Here is a 16,006-nt window from a genome sequence, read left to right on the forward strand (position 1 = left end):
TTTCTGACTTTTGAATAATATGAACGGCCCATTTATACTGGCGATTGACCAAGGCACGAGCAGCACTAAAACACTCGTATTCGACAGAATGGGCGCTGCTGTCGCGCGCGGCGTGGAGGCGCTTCATACGCAGTATCTGGATGGTGGGCTTGTAGAGCAGGATCCTGAGGAGATTTACCAAAATGTGCTTTTATCCGTTCGGAAATGCCTAGCCGATTTTGAGCAAAAGGGTGGAATCATTTCCGAGATAACGGCCTGCGGGATTTCGAATCAGCGCGAAACATTCGTGTTGTGGGATGAAACTGGAAAACCTTTGTGCCCGGCCGTGGTTTGGCAATGTAAAAGATCGGTTGCTGTTTGTGAAAAACTCAAAACATCCGGCCTGGAAGATGAGATCCGGGAGAAAACAGGACTGCTGATCGATCCTTATTTCTCGGGCTCAAAAGTGATTTGGCTCAATGAGCATAATGCAGCCGTAAAAGCCACTATCGAAGCTGGAAAGGCATTTTTCGGGACAGTCGACACTTGGTTGCTGTACAAATTAACCAGCGGCTCAGCCTATCTCACCGATCATACCAATGCCTCGCGGACCTTATTCTTCAATCTTAAAACATTGGATTGGGACCGCGACTTGCTAAGTAAATTTGACTTGAAAAACCTGCAACTTCCTGATATTCAACCTTCATCTTCCTCCTTTGGTGCAACTGATTTTGAAGGATTGTTGCAAACCAAAATCAATGTCACCGGTATGATCGGCGACTCGCATGCCGCTGCTTTTGGGGAAGGATGTTTCGCGCCGGGCGTGGCAAAAGCAACATTGGGGACGGGCTCCTCCATCTTAATGAATATAGGAAAAGAGCCAAAATCTTCCAAAAATGGCATGGTAACGACCATTGGATGGAGTACGGGCGACCACGTAGAATATGCGCTGGAAGGCGTTATCGTCACGTGCGGCGCGACGGTTTTATGGTTGAAAAATAATCTTGGAATGTTTGGGGACATTGCAGATACGCAGGAGATGGCAAATGCGGTCCGTGATAATAATGGCGTATACCTGGTTCCGGCATTCAGCGGACTAGGCGCGCCGCACTGGGATATGAGCCGCAAAGCCTCCATCACCGGGCTGACTTTTGACTGTAATAAAAATCACGTGGTAAGGGCTGCCCTGGAATCCATTCCCTACCAAATCAAGGATGTAATTACGGCTATGGAGGCGGATACGGGCATTTTGTTGCAGGAATTGAAAGTTGATGGCGGCCTCACCGCCAACACATTCGTCGTTCAGTTCCTGGCGGATCTACTGGAAAAGCCGGTAGTGAATCTGGGCTTTCCAGAGGTTTCGGCCTTGGGCGCGGCTTATCTTGCTGGCTTGCAAGCTGGTGTATACAAGGACATTGCTTTTCTCAAAAATTTGGACAGCAACCATACAATGCTGCTTCCTTCGCCTGACAATGCGATCGCCCGGGCTGGATATATAGGTTGGCAGGAAGCGATTGGTTGATTAAAATCAGCATTTTATTAGTAGATGAAGCCTCTATGTCCCACGCAGGCTTTTTATATTACTTTCTATTTTTTACCAGACAACATTTCGATTGCATGCTCTTTTGAGAGTCAAAATGCGTAATCGGGATGGTTTTAAACAATTTTTTATCGAAATAAGACATAAATATTAGCGAACTGTTTTTTGTATGTGAAAATGTTCCTATTTTTCGTAAAAAATAGAATAAAAAAGAAAGTAAAAGAAAGATCACATATGAAGAGAATCTTACCGATCATCCTGGCATTGATACTGGCTGTGCCGGTGGTGAATGCGCAGAGTCTCGCTGTAAAAGGCAGCGTGACAGGCGTTAATGACACGGACCCTTTACCGGGTGTGAGTGTTGTGATCAAGGGGACGCAGCGGGGAACGACAACGGGCGCGGATGGAACATTCCAGATTGAGGTGCCGAGTCAGGAAACAGTGCTGGTTTTCAGTTTCGTAGGTTATCAGTCTGTTGAAGAGACAGTTGGGAGTCGCACGGAGATTTCGGTAAAGCTAAATTCAGAAAGCAAATCACTGGAAGAAATGGTCGTGGTCGGTTATGGATCACAAAGCAAGCGCGCCGTTACCGGGGCGGTGATTTCTATTAATTATGATAAATTCAAAGACCGCTCTTTCAGCAACGTGACGCAGTCGCTTGCCGGGACTTTGCCGGGGGTTAACATTTCCCAATCGCAGGGAGCACCGGGCGCTTCACCGGTGATCAAGATCCGTGGGGTCAGCTCCATTACAGCTGGCACAAACCCGCTGATCGTTGTGGACGGCGTTCCGCTTGAAAATTTCAATCTGAACCTCATTAATCCACAGGACATCGAGTCGATCGAGGTTTTGAAAGATGCTTCTTCTGCTGCAATTTACGGTTCCAGAGGTTCCAGCGGGGTGATTTTGGTTACGACCAAAATGGGCAAGCCTGGAAAAGTAAGCGTTAGCGCAAATGTGGAATACGGATCGCAAAAAGTAGTCCGTCGCGTGAAAATGATGGACGCACAGCAATACATTGAAACCTATAAAGATGCAAAAAACAATGCGTGGACGGCGCAGGGCGGGAAGGCCAGCGACCCGAACAGTGTGCGTCCCGCAACATTAAAAATACCGGAAGACTTTACAAATAATCCGGAGCAATTCGGAAAAGGCACCAACTGGCAGGATGTCATGTTCCGCACAGCCCCGTCCTACAATGCGCAAGTGACGATTTCGGGTGGCACGGAAAAAACGCAATACATGTTTTCGGCTGCTTACCTGGATCAAACGGCTGTTTTGGATGCAAACTATTACAAACGCTTGTCGGTAAGATCTAATGTTAAAACGCAGATCAACAAGCGGTTAAGTGTCGGACTCAATCTGGGCATCACCTCAATTTTTGACCGCACGGAAGGCACGCAAGGGAAAAGCGACGTCATCAGTCTGGGATTGCAAAGCAACCCGCATTTTCCGGTTTACAATGAAAATGGCAACCTAGGGTTCCGTGATCCCAATTCAGCCTGGTTCCGGTTCACCTCATTCGGCGACATGAATTTATGGCATCCATATTCGCTTACAAGGGAAGTGGATAAGTCCAGAAAGTCGTTCAATACGCTGGCAACAGGCTTTCTGGAATATGAGATCGTCGATAATCTGAGATTCAGGACGAGCCTTAGTGGTAACCTTTACAACTCGCGAAATGCATTTTATTGGAATGATAAACAAAAATACGGTTACTCGGCGGTGCTGGCAGCGCAAGGCAATGCAGGAGACGCTTATATGTTCAACTGGCTGAGCGAAAACACATTAACCTATGAGAAAAAGATCGGAGAGCATGCATTAACGGGACTTTTGGGTTATACAAGCCAGAAACAGCGTGACGAGACCATGTATGTGGCTGCCAATAATTTTCCTAATGACCTGGTTCATACGCTCAATGCGGGAACGGTCACAGCCGGGAACACCACGGCGAGCGAATGGTCGTTGCTTTCGTATCTCGCACGGGTGCAATACAATTTTAAGAACAAATATTTCCTTACAGGTGCGATCCGTCGCGATGGTATGTCGCGTTTTGGAGAAGACAATAAATGGGGTTACTTTCCTTCTGTATCAGCAGGTTGGCTCATTTCTGACGAGCGCTTTTTATCAGGCGTGAATGCGATCAACAGTCTGAAACTCCGCGCCAGCTACGGCGTGACCGGCAACAACCAGATCCCTAATTACGGATCGATCAGCTTGCTGGCATCGGCTCCTTATGTGAACGGCACAACGATTGCGAATGGCTTGAAAGTGAGTAACCTGGCCAACTCCGGACTGCGCTGGGAAAAGACAAACCAGTTTAATGTGGGTGTTGACCTGGCCATATTCAATAACCGGGTAAACCTATCGGCAGAATATTACAATTCGATCACCCGCGATATGCTCCTTTTCGTGCCTGTCCCGGACATCACGGGCTTTTCTTCCCAGCTCACGAACATTGGCAAGATGCGTAACCGGGGTGTTGAACTAAACATTTCCACCAAAAACCTGGCAGGTGCCGTTACCTGGACAACCGATTTCAACGTGTCTAGAAACCGCAATAAAGTGCTGCAACTGGGCCCGGGCAATGCGCCGATCCAGTATGTGGATAATGTGGTAACCGTCCGCACGGAAGTAGGGCAGCCTGTTTCGAATTTTTACGGATATGTTTTTGATGGTGTTTTCAACAACCAGGGCGAAATTGATGCTTACCCGCATCACGCCAGCACCACGCCCGGCGACCCAAGGGTGCGCGATGTGAACGGGGATGGAAAAATCTCAGATGCGGACCGGACGATATTGGGCAACTATCAGCCCGATTTCACTGCCGGGATCACCAATACGCTTGGTTATAAGGGTTTTGAGCTTTCGTTTTTGTTTCAGGGATCGTTCGGCGGAGAGATTGCCAACAACAATGTGCGCTATCTGGGCACCTGGGATAATGGCCGTAATTTCTTTGAAAGCATGTACAATTACTGGCGTTCGGAAGCCCAGCCTGGCGATGGCAAACATTTCAAGCCGTCGGTAAATTATCTGGGCCTTCAAAAGCAATTCTCATCCTACTGGGTGGAAGATGCATCTTTCGTGCGGTTGCGGAATGTGCGGGTTTCCTATTCATTGCCTGCGAAATGGACCAACAAGCTCAAAATCGGCAGTGCCAGGGTTTACGTGAATGCCGAAAACGTGCATTTATTCAGCAAATACACAGGTTACGACCCAGAAAATACAACTTACGGAACAACGTCATATAGCAGCAGCATGGAAACAGCAGGGTCTTACAGCAGCGGAAACGCGCCTGTGCCGGGCGCATTCCAGGGCGTAGATTACGGATCTTATCCATTGCCAAGAACCATTACCGTAGGCATCAAAGCTGATCTCTAATGCGGCATAGCGTCAGAAACTAACAATTCAATTTGCGGCTGCCGCTGCGGAGTGTTCGAAGCAAACCCAAAACATTAGAAACAAAAATGAAAAATATATTAAAAATAGCGCTGGCCGCCAGCATCCTGGCCACCACGTGGGGCTGCAAAGACTCCTTCCTGGAACTTGCCCCGATCTCAAACCCGAACGCCGAGATCTTCTATAAAACCAAAACCGATTTCGACCTCGCCACCAATGCGGCTTACAACACTTTGGTAACCGTTTATCATCCGCAGGGTCCGGTTTCGTATGCCGGTGAATTGATGGGCGACAATGTTACGATCTTTAACATTTCGGGCAACCAGGCCGATAAATGGCAGTTCCGGGATTATTCACTGGCTCCTGCCAATACGATGGTTTATCAGTTCTGGCAGGATTTCTACAAGTCGCTTTACAACATTAACATTATCCTGGACAAGATAGCCGCGGCCGATATCGATGCTGCTTACAAATCTCAGGTACAAGGTGAAATGCTGTTCCTGCGGTCGCTTTACTATTTCAATATGGTGCGGATCTGGGGTGATGTGCCGCTGGTAACCAAGCCGGTGACCGCTGCGGAAGCTTACGACATTTTGCGTTCTCCGTCGACGGAAATTTATGCGCAGATCATCAAAGACCTGAACGAAGCCAAAGCAAAATTACCCGCCACTTCCAGCATTGTGGGCAGGGCAACCAAAGGGGCTGCACAAACGCTTTTAGGCAAAATATACCTCACAGCCGGCGATAAGGCGAATGCGGCAAAGGAGCTGAAAGAGGTTTACGACAGCAAACAATATGAGCTGTTGCCTTCCTATGCTTCGCTTTGGGACGTGAAAAATAAGAATACCAAAGAATCCATCTTCGAAATCCAGTTCCTGGGAGGCAGCGCGACGAACCCTTACAGCAATTACTATCTCGAATTCTTTCCTAATTCGATCGCACTGGGCTTTTACGGAGCGGGCATGAACCAGGTCGTTGACGACATCTGGAACGAATATGAAAAAGGCGATTCCCGCAGGGAAGCCAGCATTGATACGGGTTTTGTGGATGCCAAAGGTGCTTTTACGGCCGCGAAATTTCCCAAAAAATGGACGGACAAAACAGCCCCGCTCATCAACCAGAACATTGCAGCCAACAACAATTTTATCGTGCTGCGTTATGCGGATGTCCTGTTGATGCTGACAGAAGCAACCGGGGAAGTTTCCTATCTCAATGAAGTTCGCAAAAGGGCAGCATTACCGCTTTACGGAACAGCGGGTTATCCTGTCAAATACAACACCGTGGCGCTGGCACTGGAGCATGAGCGCAGAATGGAGCTCGCTTTCGAATTTCACAGATGGTTTGATTTAAAAAGAACAAACCGTGCGATTCCGGTCCTGACCGCCAAAGGAAAGAATGTTTCCGAACCCAAATTACTATTGCCGATCCCGAACATTGTCCGCGATCAGAACTCTAGAATAACACAGAATGCCGGATATTAAACTGAAAATAACAACATTGGTGGCAGTCCTGTGCGTGCAGCTTTCGCACGCGCAGGACACGGTCCGTTATACGGGTAAAATTTTGGTGAATGTGGATTATCACCATGGCGCGCTTACGCCGGCGATCGGCGTCCATTCCTACCAGACATTGCGGGTTAACCGCGAGGATCCGGGCAAGGATACGGCTATAACCTGGACTTATAATCATGCACCCAATCTCGCTTATTGGAACAATACATTTTATCTCAATTACCTGAGCAATCCTGTGGGTGAGCACATTCCGCCGGGGCAAACATTACTTCAGACTTCAAAAGATGGCCGCATATGGACGAAACCGGTTACGCTCTTCCCGCCCTATAAAATTCCCGACGGGACAACCAAAAAGACGTATCCCGGAACGGCGAAAGACCTTTACGCAGTCATGCACCAGCGCATGGGTTTTTTTGTTTCCAAAAGCAAAAAATTGCTGACGCTGGCCTATTACGGCATCGCATTGGATGCCAAAGACGATCCAAACGATGGAAACGGAATTGGCCGCGTGGTGCGGGAAATCAGGCAGGATGGCAGTTTCGGGCCTATTTATTTCATCAGGCCAAATGTTTCATGGAAGCAAAAATCGGGTTATCCACTGTTTACTGAAAGCAAGGATAAGGAATTTGTCAAAGCCTGCGAAGAGCTGCTGGCCAATAAGCTGGTAACGCAGCAATGGGTGGAAGAAGCCGACAGGGATGATCCGTTAATTTCATTGAAAGGAGAATATAAAGCGCTCAGTGCGTATCATTTGCCGGATGGCAGGGTGGTGGGCCTTTGGAAAAATGCCTTGACCAGCATGAGCAAAGACAATGGCGCGACCTGGCTGTACAAGCCCAAGCGTGCGCCCGGATTCGTCAATAGTAATGCCAAAATATGGGGACAAAAAACTTCCGACGGCAAGTATGCAACGGTTTACAATCCATCCGAATTCCGCTGGCCGCTCGCCATTTCGGTAAGTGATGATGGACTGAATTATAAAAATCTGCTCCTGGTAAATGGCGAGATCACGTCCATGCGCTATGGCGGCAATTACAAATCTTATGGCCCGCAGTATCCGCGTGGCATCAGTGAGGGGGACGGAGTGCCTCCAGATGGCAAGCTTTGGGTTAGCTACAGCATGAACAAAGAGGATATCTGGGTCTCATCCGTTCCTGTGCCTGTAAGATCCGTGGCCGGGAAACACGTAACGGACCGCTTTAATGAGCTGCCAAATGGAAAGGAGCTTTCGGAATGGAACATTTACAGTCCGCTTTGGGCCGCTGTCGGCATTGAGAAAGGCGCAGATAACACGAAATTGCTGTCCTTAAAAGACTCAGATCCGTTTGATTATGCCAAAGCAGAACGCGCAATCCCCGCTACCAAGCAGTTGGTTGCTGAAATTGCTGTTGAGCCAATACAAAATGACCACGGTTTGCTGGATATCGAGTTCCAGGATGCAAAAGGCACACCCGGGATCAGACTTTCCTTTGATTCGACGGGTAATTTCAGGGCGAAAGCAGGTTATAGGAACAAAAATCTGATGACCTATAAGCCGGGTGAAAAATACGAGATCACGGTGAGGATCAACACGGAAACGCGGCTTTACAGCGTGACGGTCAATGGCAAAAATCTAGGTAATAACATTCTTTTTGCCCCGCTGGAATCCGTGAGCCGCATCACATTCCGGACCGGAAACACCAGACGATTCCCTAACGCCGACACGCCCACAGATCAAATGTACGACCTTCCCAATGCAGGCGGGAAAGACCGGGAAGCGGCTTATAACATCCGATATGTAACGAGCAAGTCAGAATAACTTCTCAACGAAACAGATATGAATTTAAATAAGAGAATAATCACTACAATCTTCGCATTTTTCCTCTCGCAAATGCTTTACGCACAGGACAATGCATTGGTTAACACGTCAAAAAGCTCCTTCGCCAAACTCCACGGGACCGACCTGAACGCCGTGCAATGGACACAAGGATTCTGGGCCGATCGCTTCAAAGTTTGCCGCGAAACCATGGTCCCCGAACTTTGGAAAACCTACACCGATCCGACTATCAGCCATTCTTTCCGCAACTTCGAAATTGCGGCAGGCTTGGAAAAAGGGAACTTCAAAGGGCCTTCTTTCCATGATGGCGATTTTTACAAAACATTTGAAGCCGTCGCGAGCATGTATGCGGCTACAAAGGACAAAAAGCTGGATGAAATGATGGACAAGGCCATCGCCGTTATGGCCAAAGCCCAACGTGAGGATGGCTATATTTATACCAAAGCGATTATAGATCAAAAGAAGAGCGGCGAAGCACAAATGTTCGCTGACAGGCTCAGTTTTGAGGCATACAATTTTGGCCACCTGATGACCGCCGCATGTGTACATTACCGCGCAACCGGAAAAACTTCGTTGCTGAATGTCGCTAAAAAAGCAGCCGATTTTTTAATTGGTTTTTACAACACAGCCACGCCCGAGCAATCCAGAAACGCCATTTGCCCATCACATTACATGGGTTTATCGGAGCTTTACCGCACTACACGAGATGAAAAATACCTGACATTGGTCAAACATCTGATCTCCATCAAAGGGGCAACCGAAGGCACCGACGATAACCAGGACCGGATCCCGTTTTTGAAACAAACCAAAGTCATGGGTCACGCCGTGCGCGCCAATTATCTGTATGCAGGCGTAGCAGATGTATATGCGGAAACAGGTGACGCCGCGCTGCTCAACCAGCTTCACGTCATGTGGGACGATGTTACCCAGCATAAAATGTACGTTACCGGAGCATGTGGCTCGCTCTACGACGGCGTCTCCCCGGACGGAACTTCCTATAAGCCCGATGAGGTGCAAAAAGTGCATCAGGCTTACGGCCGGGATTACCAGCTTCCCAACTACACTGCCCACAACGAAACCTGTGCCAACATCGGCAATGTGCTCTGGAACTGGCGGATGCTGCAAATCACGGGCGATGCAAAATACGCAGACATTGTAGAGCTTGCCTTATACAACAGTGTGTTGTCAGGCATTAATTTGAAAGGGGATAAGTTTTTGTATACCAATCCATTGAGCTATTCCGATTCGCTTCCATTTGCGCAGCGCTGGTCGAAAGATAGGGTTAGTTATATTTCAAAATCCAATTGCTGCCCGCCCAACGTCGTGCGTACGGTTTCAGAAGTGAGCCAGTATGCTTACAGCCTCTCGGATGCAGGCGTGTTTTTCAATCTGTATGGAGGCAATAATTTGGATACAAAACTCAAATCGGGTGCATTAAAACTGACCCAGACCACGGATTATCCCTGGGACGGAAAGGTGAATATAACTTTGCAAGCAGCACCCAAAGACCCGTTCTCCATGTTTTTCCGCATTCCCGGCTGGTGCAGCGGTGCGAAGATATGGGTGAACGGAAAAGCGCATAACAGCAAGCTGGTTTCAGGAACTTATGCAGAAATCAAAGGCAACTGGAAAGCAGGCGACAAGATCGAAATAATGCTTCCTATGCCCGTAAAACTGATCGAATCGAACCCATTGGTGGAGGAAACACGCAACCAGATCGCCGTGAAGCGCGGGCCGGTTGTTTATTGTCTGGAATCGGTGGATTTGCCCAAAGGAAGAACCATTTTTGACGTGGCCATCGGTGTAAAAAATAATTTGAAACCAACACCATTAACCATTGAAAACAGCCCGGTTATGAGCCTGCAAGGCGATGCCATGCTGGTGGATAACACGGATTGGACCAAAAAACTGTACCGGGAAGTTTCCACGGAAACGCCAAAAACAATCCCCGTCCGCCTGGTCCCATATTACGCCTGGGGCAACCGCGGGCACAATGATATGTCGGTCTGGCTGCCGCTGGCGCGGTAAACGCAGTTAGGCATTATCCAGCAGAAAGCCGGGATCAACGCCCAGTTTTTGGTATACGGCCTTCAAAAAAGGAACATCCGGCTCGCGCTTGCCATTCAGGATCTGGGAAAGCTTAGGCTTCCCCAGCCCCAGCATATCCGCCAGCGCCGCCTGTGTCAATTTCAGCTGAAAGCGCTTTAATTCAACCATTTCGGGGATGGTTTTGGGAATAGGGAAAGGGTAATAAGTTTTTTCGAATGCTTGAATAGCCAGCGCAAGCGACTCAATTATTTCGGCTTCCTGATCAGTGATATGGTCTTCGCCTTTTTTCATCAGAACATCAAGATCATGCAAAGCATGCTGATATTCCAGCTCGTTTTTCAACTTTTTCATAACGCTTATAATGTTGAGATATCTAAGTGATCATATTGTTTGTGTGTGCCAATAAACCGGATAAATAATGTCCGTTTTCTAAAAAATATCCTTGCTACCAACCGGCAATGGTTACCAGCAATATTGAATACAAAAAGCCCATTCCCAACTGAATCAACCGAGTTAAATGTCTTTTTAATATCGCTAAAATTTGACCAATCGCAGGCGGTCGTTTCTTTATACCACTTTTCCAGAGCCTGCTGCCAAGCCGGATTCTTGATGCAAAATTCTCTGATAGCCTTGTGCGAAACGATAACCAAAATGCCAAATTTAAATATATTCAAAATTATAATATTGTTTTGAAAATAAAAACATTGTTTCATAATATGAAATTCCTAAATTCAGATATTAAGCTTGCCTTTTGCTCCTTATTAATCGTTTTGCTATGCCAGCAGGTTCAGGCGCAGCAAGTTTATGAACCCAACTGGCAGTCGCTTGAAAATCACAATGAAGTACCGGAGTGGATGCGGGATGCGAAGTTTGGGATCTATTGTCATTGGGGTGTGTATGCAGTGCCAGCTTATAATAATGAGCATTACATTCAGCATATGCATAACGACAGCCCGGATTATTCGAAACTGGGGACTTATAAGCGGCATCTTGCGCTTTACGGGCCTTTGGAAAAATTCGATTATCACGACTTTATCCCGATGTTCAAGGGCGAGCATTTCAATGCGAATGAGTGGGCGGACCTGTTTGTGAAAGGCGGTGCGCGTTTTGCCGGCCCCGTTGCTGAGCATCACGATGGATTTGCCATGTGGGACAGCGACCTTACGCCTTTCAACGCAAAAGATATGGGGCCGAAAAGGGATGTTGTGGGTGAGCTGGAAAAGGCGATCCGACAGCGGGGGATGAAGTTTTTCACCTCCCTGCACCACGAACTGAATTACACCAATGTAAAAATGAAACCCGGCTGGGCAGGTTCGGATCCGAAATATGCCAAGCTTTACGGCTCGACCATGAAGAAGGAAGAATGGGACCAGATGTGGATGGACAAATGCAACGAGCTGATCGACAAATATCATCCCGACGTGATTTACCATGACGCCTGGCTCGAACAAGTGCCTCAAAAAAACCTGCAAACGTATCTTGCACATTATTTCAACGAAGCGGAAAAGCGCAAGCAGGACGTCATTGTGACGTATAAGGGCGAGGATATTCCCGCCGGTGTTGGTATGGAAGACCATGAAAATTCAAATCCCAAAAACATTATAGCAAAGCCCTGGCTCTGCGATTATTCCATTGGAACGGGCCTTTCTTACTCCTGGGGCTACACCGAGGGCATGGAGATCCGCCAGCCCAAAGAGATCATTCATACATTGATTGAAGTGGTCAGCAAGAATGGGCAAATGCTTTTGAACCTCTCACCAAAAGCTGACGGCACATTTCCGGACGACCAGAAAGAAGTGGTTTATAAAGTAGGACGCTGGATGTGGTCGTTTGGCGAGGCCATTTATAACACCCGCCCATTCAGTGTTTTTGGCGAAACCACGGCCGCAAACCAAAAAGTTTATTATACCAAAAAAGGAAAGACCCTTTATGCCATTTTCCTGGACTGGCCGGGTGATAATGTGGCTGTTAAACTGAAAAACCTCACCTCACAAAGCGTTAACGGGAAGCTGAAAAGCGTACATCTGCTGGGTCTGAAAAATCTGGTGAAATGCGAAAGTACACTATCTGCCAGCGGATTGACACTCACAGTTCCTGCAAAAACCAGGGTTCCCTCTGACCTAGCCTATGTCTTCAAAATTGAATCGGAATGAAAAAGTATAGTTTAATGCTCGGGTTATTTTTACTCGCATTTGCATCGCTGGCGCAAGTCAAATCCGGTGATGCAGGCAGTAAAAAGATCAACATTTATCTGGCTGGTCCGGTCAGCAACCGCATAGCGTTTGGTGCTATGAAACTATCCGAAGCGCTCAGACAGAATGGCTTTGCAGTGACCATGTTGCCAAAATCTTCCAAAATGCCGCCTTCGGGCAAAGTGAAAACTATTTTCATTGGCATTTCCAGCGATGGATTGTTGGAAATGATCATGAAAGATTTGCCTAAGACTCCGCCGAAAAGTCCGGGTAAGGAAGGCTTTCAAATTTTATCGTCCGGCAGCAAAGTAATCCTTTCCGGTTCCGACGCCTCGGGTGCTTTGTATGCTTGTCTGGAACTGGCTGAGCGGATAAAAAATGAAGGCAATATTCCGGAAAACCTGGCGATTTCTGACCAGCCTGAAATGGTGTTGCGCGGGACTTGCATCGGCATTCAAAAGCCCGTTTATCTTACTGGTCGCACGGTGTATGAATATCCTTACACGCCTGAGAATTTCCCTTGGTTTTACGATAAGGCGCTATGGATCAAGTATCTGGATATGCTTGTCGAGAACCGGATGAACTCACTTTATCTTTGGAATGGACATCCTTTTGCTTCATTGGTCAAGCTGAAAGACTATCCCTACGCGGTTGAGGTGGACGATGAGACATTTCGCAAAAATGAAGAGATTTTCAGTTTCCTCACCCAGGAAGCCGACAAGCGTGGGATTTGGGTGATCCAGATGTTTTATAATATCATTGTCTCAAAACCATTTGCCGACAAGCACGGGATCAAAACGCAGGACAGAAAGCGTCCTATTACACCACTAATCGCCGATTACACCCGAAAATCCATCGCCGCTTTTGTTGAAAAGTATCCGAATGTTGGCTTACTCATCACGCTTGGCGAGGCCATGGACGGGGATGATACGGATGTGGAATGGTTCACAAAAACCATCATTCCAGGTGTAAAGGATGGTTTGTCACAGCACGCAGTACAGCCGCCGATTGTCCTCCGCGGGCATGATACGAACCCGCAGCTCGTGATGAGAGCCGCACTGCCGCTTTACAAGAATTTGTACACTATGAATAAATACAACGGCGAGGCTTTAACGACTTACCAGCCCCGCGGGCCATGGGCGAAAATGCACCGGGAAATGAGCGAGCTCGGTTCCACACACATTGATAATGTGCACATTCTGGCCAATTTAGAGCCTTTTCGGTATGGTTCTGCTGATTTTATTCAAAAAAGTGTCCAGGCGATGCACGACGTTCACGGTGCCAACGGACTGCATTTGTATCCCGAAGCATCCTATTGGGACTGGCCTTTTTCAGCGGACAATGTTACACCGCGCCAGCTTCAAATGGACCGCGATTGGGTTTGGTACAAAGCCTGGGCGCGTTACGCATGGAATTGCCGCCGCGACCGGAATGAAGAAATTGCCTATTGGACCAAACAATTAGGGGATGATTTTGGGATAAATAATCACGGAAAAGAGGTGTTGGAAGCCTATGAGCAGGCAGGCGAAATCGCGCCCAAGTTGCTGCGGAGGTTCGGGATCACAAACGGGAACCGCCAGACGCTTACATTGGGCATGACCATGAGTCAGCTCGTAAACCCGAAAAAATACAGGGTATGGCCAGAGCTTTATAATTCCGATGGTCCTGAGGGTGAAACGCTTACAGAATATGTTCAGAAGGAATCGCGTGGAGAAAAGCATGTGGGGGAAACGCCGGTGCAGATCATTGACGAAGTAGCGGAGCACGGAAAGTTAGCCGTTGCGGCCGTTGAAAAAGCAGCGGCGCATGTGAGTAAAAACAAGGAAGAGTTCGCACGCGTGCAAAATGATATGTATTGTAATCAGGCGCTAGCCGATTTTTTTGCTGAAAAAGTGAAAGCCGCAGCGTTAGTTTTGAGATATCAAAATTCCAATGATGTTACTGATCTTAAAAACGCGATTCCATACCTGGAAAAAAGTGTAGCACATTTCCAACGTCTCGCCGATCTTACTAAAAATACATATTTGTATGCTAACAGCATGCAAACTGCCCAGCGACGCGTGCCAGTTGGCGGGGACGATGGCAAAAATAAAACGTGGGTGGAATTGCTGCCCTATTACCAACAGGAATTGGAACATTTCAAGAGCAACGTTTCGAAGTTACGCGCTGGCACAAATGTCTCAGCGGCAGCACAAGCAATGCTCCAAGTCGCCGACGTCACATTGAAAGACACAAGTCTGAAACGGATCAGCTGGGAAATCGGACAGAAAGTATTCTCGGATCGCGCTACCACAATTTCCGAAATAGCGCAAGCTTTGCAGCCATTGCAGGGAATTCAGTTTTCAGCGCAGGACCAGGAAAGTAAGCAGACGCGGATTGCGTTTACGAATGACAAGCCGGTTGACGTGCTTGTAGGATATTTCCAGGATAAGGACAAAAGGTTTTTGGCAGCGCCTAACCTGGAAACCGACGCCAGCGCGAATGATCGCGGTGAAGCTGAGGTCCGCATTGCCAATGCTGTAAAGCTATCGGACCTGCCGGAAGTGAATGTGCACAGTTACCAGTTTCCGGCAGGAGAAAATACACTTATTTTAGGCCCGGGAAGGGTTCTGATACTTGGATTTATTGAGGCTAATCAGGATCTAAAAGCAGTGCAGAACGACGCAAAAGCGAACGCTTCAACCAAATTGGACTGGCTGTTTGAATAAGATTATCGACAAGTTAGCTGCTTAAAATTCCCGGATCCAAATGTTCCGGAAACTCACGCGGCTGCCATGTTCCTGCAACCGCAATGGCAGCTTCGATTCGTGGTATTCGTATTTGGGATAGCCCTGGTAAACCATCGGGCCTTTCAATTCCACATGATTGAGGATCAGCACATTGTTGTGCAGAACTGTCATATATGCCGGTGTTTTCAATGTCTTGTCTGCATTGAAAACCGGCGCAGTGAAAATAATGTCAAAGCTTTGCCAGGCCTGCGGTTTACGTGCCGCGTTTGCCAGCGGAATGTGCTGTTTGTAAACGCTTCCGGCCTGTCCGTTGTAATAGATCCGTGTTTCGTAATTGTAGGATTCGTAGATCTGTAATTCGTAAAGTCCCATCAGAAACACACCGCTATTGCCCCGGTTCATGCCTTTATCTTCTTTGGGATCTGGCGTCTTCCATTCAACATGGACCTGCCCATTCCCAAATTTCCGCTTCGTCTGAATGTCTGTTGTCTTAGGAACGATCGTCATTCCCTCAGCATTAACCTCCCATTTTACCGCCAACCCATCCAGATGCACCCACTGGTCCAAATCCTGCTTCCCACCAAATAACACAACTGCATCCGAAGGCGGCAAATCCCCGGCCCCAGGCACCACAACCGGCGGTTTCGCGGACCAGTCTTCCGTGGCGGAAGCGGGTGGGAGGGTTTGGGCATACGCTACCACGGTCAGCAGCAGATTTAGAAGTAGGATTGCAGAAATTTGTTGATGTTTCATATTAGTGTTACAAAAAGGGGCAAGACTTGATGAGAAAT

General features: G+C 47.9%; 10 protein-coding genes. 7 read left to right on the forward strand and 3 right to left on the reverse strand.

Annotated elements, in window-relative coordinates; all coding sequences use genetic code 11:
• Window positions 1-19: 19 nt before the first annotated feature.
• From G395_RS0118520 to G395_RS0118540, 5 genes are all read left to right on the forward strand, one after another.
• Complete coding sequence (locus G395_RS0118520) at window positions 20-1,501, forward strand: FGGY family carbohydrate kinase (RefSeq protein WP_026631421.1); 1,482 nt, start codon at window positions 20-22, stop codon at window positions 1,499-1,501.
• 252 nt (window positions 1,502-1,753) lie between these two features.
• Window positions 1,754-4,900: a SusC/RagA family TonB-linked outer membrane protein gene (locus tag G395_RS0118525; protein WP_026631422.1), complete on the forward strand. Its 3,147-nt coding sequence runs from the start codon at window positions 1,754-1,756 to the stop codon at window positions 4,898-4,900.
• Between the two features lie 86 nt (window positions 4,901-4,986).
• Entirely contained in the window at window positions 4,987-6,399 is a 1,413-nt protein-coding gene (locus G395_RS0118530; RefSeq protein WP_026631423.1) for a RagB/SusD family nutrient uptake outer membrane protein, read from the forward strand.
• Window positions 6,386-8,227, forward strand: coding sequence for an exo-alpha-sialidase (locus G395_RS0118535; protein WP_026631424.1), 1,842 nt, complete (start codon window positions 6,386-6,388; stop codon window positions 8,225-8,227). Before G395_RS0118530 ends, G395_RS0118535 begins: the two co-directional genes overlap by 14 nt.
• Window positions 8,228-8,245: 18 nt before the next feature.
• Window positions 8,246-10,273, forward strand: coding sequence for an aceric acid hydrolase (locus tag G395_RS0118540; RefSeq protein WP_026631425.1), 2,028 nt, complete (start codon window positions 8,246-8,248; stop codon window positions 10,271-10,273).
• A gap of 6 nt (window positions 10,274-10,279) precedes the next feature.
• On the opposite strand, the gene G395_RS0118545 is transcribed toward G395_RS0118540, so the two are convergent.
• Complete coding sequence (locus G395_RS0118545) at window positions 10,280-10,645, reverse strand: helix-turn-helix domain-containing protein (RefSeq protein WP_026631426.1); 366 nt, start codon at window positions 10,643-10,645, stop codon at window positions 10,280-10,282.
• A 5-nt stretch (window positions 10,646-10,650) separates the two neighbouring features.
• Window positions 10,651-10,968, reverse strand: a complete 318-nt coding sequence (locus G395_RS0118550; RefSeq protein WP_229204221.1) for a type II toxin-antitoxin system HigB family toxin — start codon at window positions 10,966-10,968, stop codon at window positions 10,651-10,653.
• A gap of 42 nt (window positions 10,969-11,010) precedes the next feature.
• On the opposite strand from G395_RS0118550, the gene G395_RS0118555 reads away from it, so the two are divergent.
• Together G395_RS0118555 and G395_RS0118560 are read left to right on the forward strand one after the other, a co-directional pair.
• Window positions 11,011-12,447 (forward strand): alpha-L-fucosidase, encoded by a 1,437-nt coding sequence (locus G395_RS0118555; RefSeq protein ID WP_026631428.1) that lies wholly within the window; start codon window positions 11,011-11,013, stop codon window positions 12,445-12,447.
• Window positions 12,444-15,194 carry an alpha-d-galacturonidase gene (locus G395_RS0118560; RefSeq protein ID WP_026631429.1) on the forward strand — a complete coding sequence of 917 codons (2,751 nt, stop codon included), beginning with the start codon at window positions 12,444-12,446 and terminating at the stop codon, window positions 15,192-15,194. The genes G395_RS0118555 and G395_RS0118560 overlap by 4 nt, the downstream gene beginning before the upstream one ends.
• Window positions 15,195-15,215: 21 nt before the next feature.
• Here G395_RS0118560 and G395_RS0118565 read toward each other — a convergent pair whose 3' ends face one another.
• Window positions 15,216-15,968 (reverse strand): 3-keto-disaccharide hydrolase, encoded by a 753-nt coding sequence (locus G395_RS0118565; protein ID WP_026631430.1) that lies wholly within the window; start codon window positions 15,966-15,968, stop codon window positions 15,216-15,218.
• Between the last annotated feature and the right edge of the window lie 38 nt (window positions 15,969-16,006).

The organism is Dyadobacter alkalitolerans DSM 23607, assembly GCF_000428845.1.
GTDB classification, from domain to species: Bacteria; Bacteroidota; Bacteroidia; order Cytophagales; family Spirosomataceae; genus Dyadobacter; species Dyadobacter alkalitolerans.

Excerpts from the sequence above, each read along its gene's own strand:
- G395_RS0118520 (WP_026631421.1), top strand. The coding sequence starts at position 20 with ATGAACGGCCCATTTATACTGGCGATTGACCAAGGCACGAGCAGCACT.
- G395_RS0118525 (WP_026631422.1), top strand. The coding sequence starts at position 1,754 with ATGAAGAGAATCTTACCGATCATCCTGGCATTGATACTGGCTGTGCCG.
- G395_RS0118530 (WP_026631423.1), top strand. The coding sequence starts at position 4,987 with ATGAAAAATATATTAAAAATAGCGCTGGCCGCCAGCATCCTGGCCACC.
- G395_RS0118535 (WP_026631424.1), top strand. The coding sequence starts at position 6,386 with ATGCCGGATATTAAACTGAAAATAACAACATTGGTGGCAGTCCTGTGC.
- G395_RS0118540 (WP_026631425.1), top strand. The coding sequence starts at position 8,246 with ATGAATTTAAATAAGAGAATAATCACTACAATCTTCGCATTTTTCCTC.
- G395_RS0118545 (WP_026631426.1), bottom strand. The coding sequence starts at position 10,645 with ATGAAAAAGTTGAAAAACGAGCTGGAATATCAGCATGCTTTGCATGAT.
- G395_RS0118555 (WP_026631428.1), top strand. The coding sequence starts at position 11,011 with ATGAAATTCCTAAATTCAGATATTAAGCTTGCCTTTTGCTCCTTATTA.
- G395_RS0118560 (WP_026631429.1), top strand. The coding sequence starts at position 12,444 with ATGAAAAAGTATAGTTTAATGCTCGGGTTATTTTTACTCGCATTTGCA.
- G395_RS0118565 (WP_026631430.1), bottom strand. The coding sequence starts at position 15,968 with ATGAAACATCAACAAATTTCTGCAATCCTACTTCTAAATCTGCTGCTG.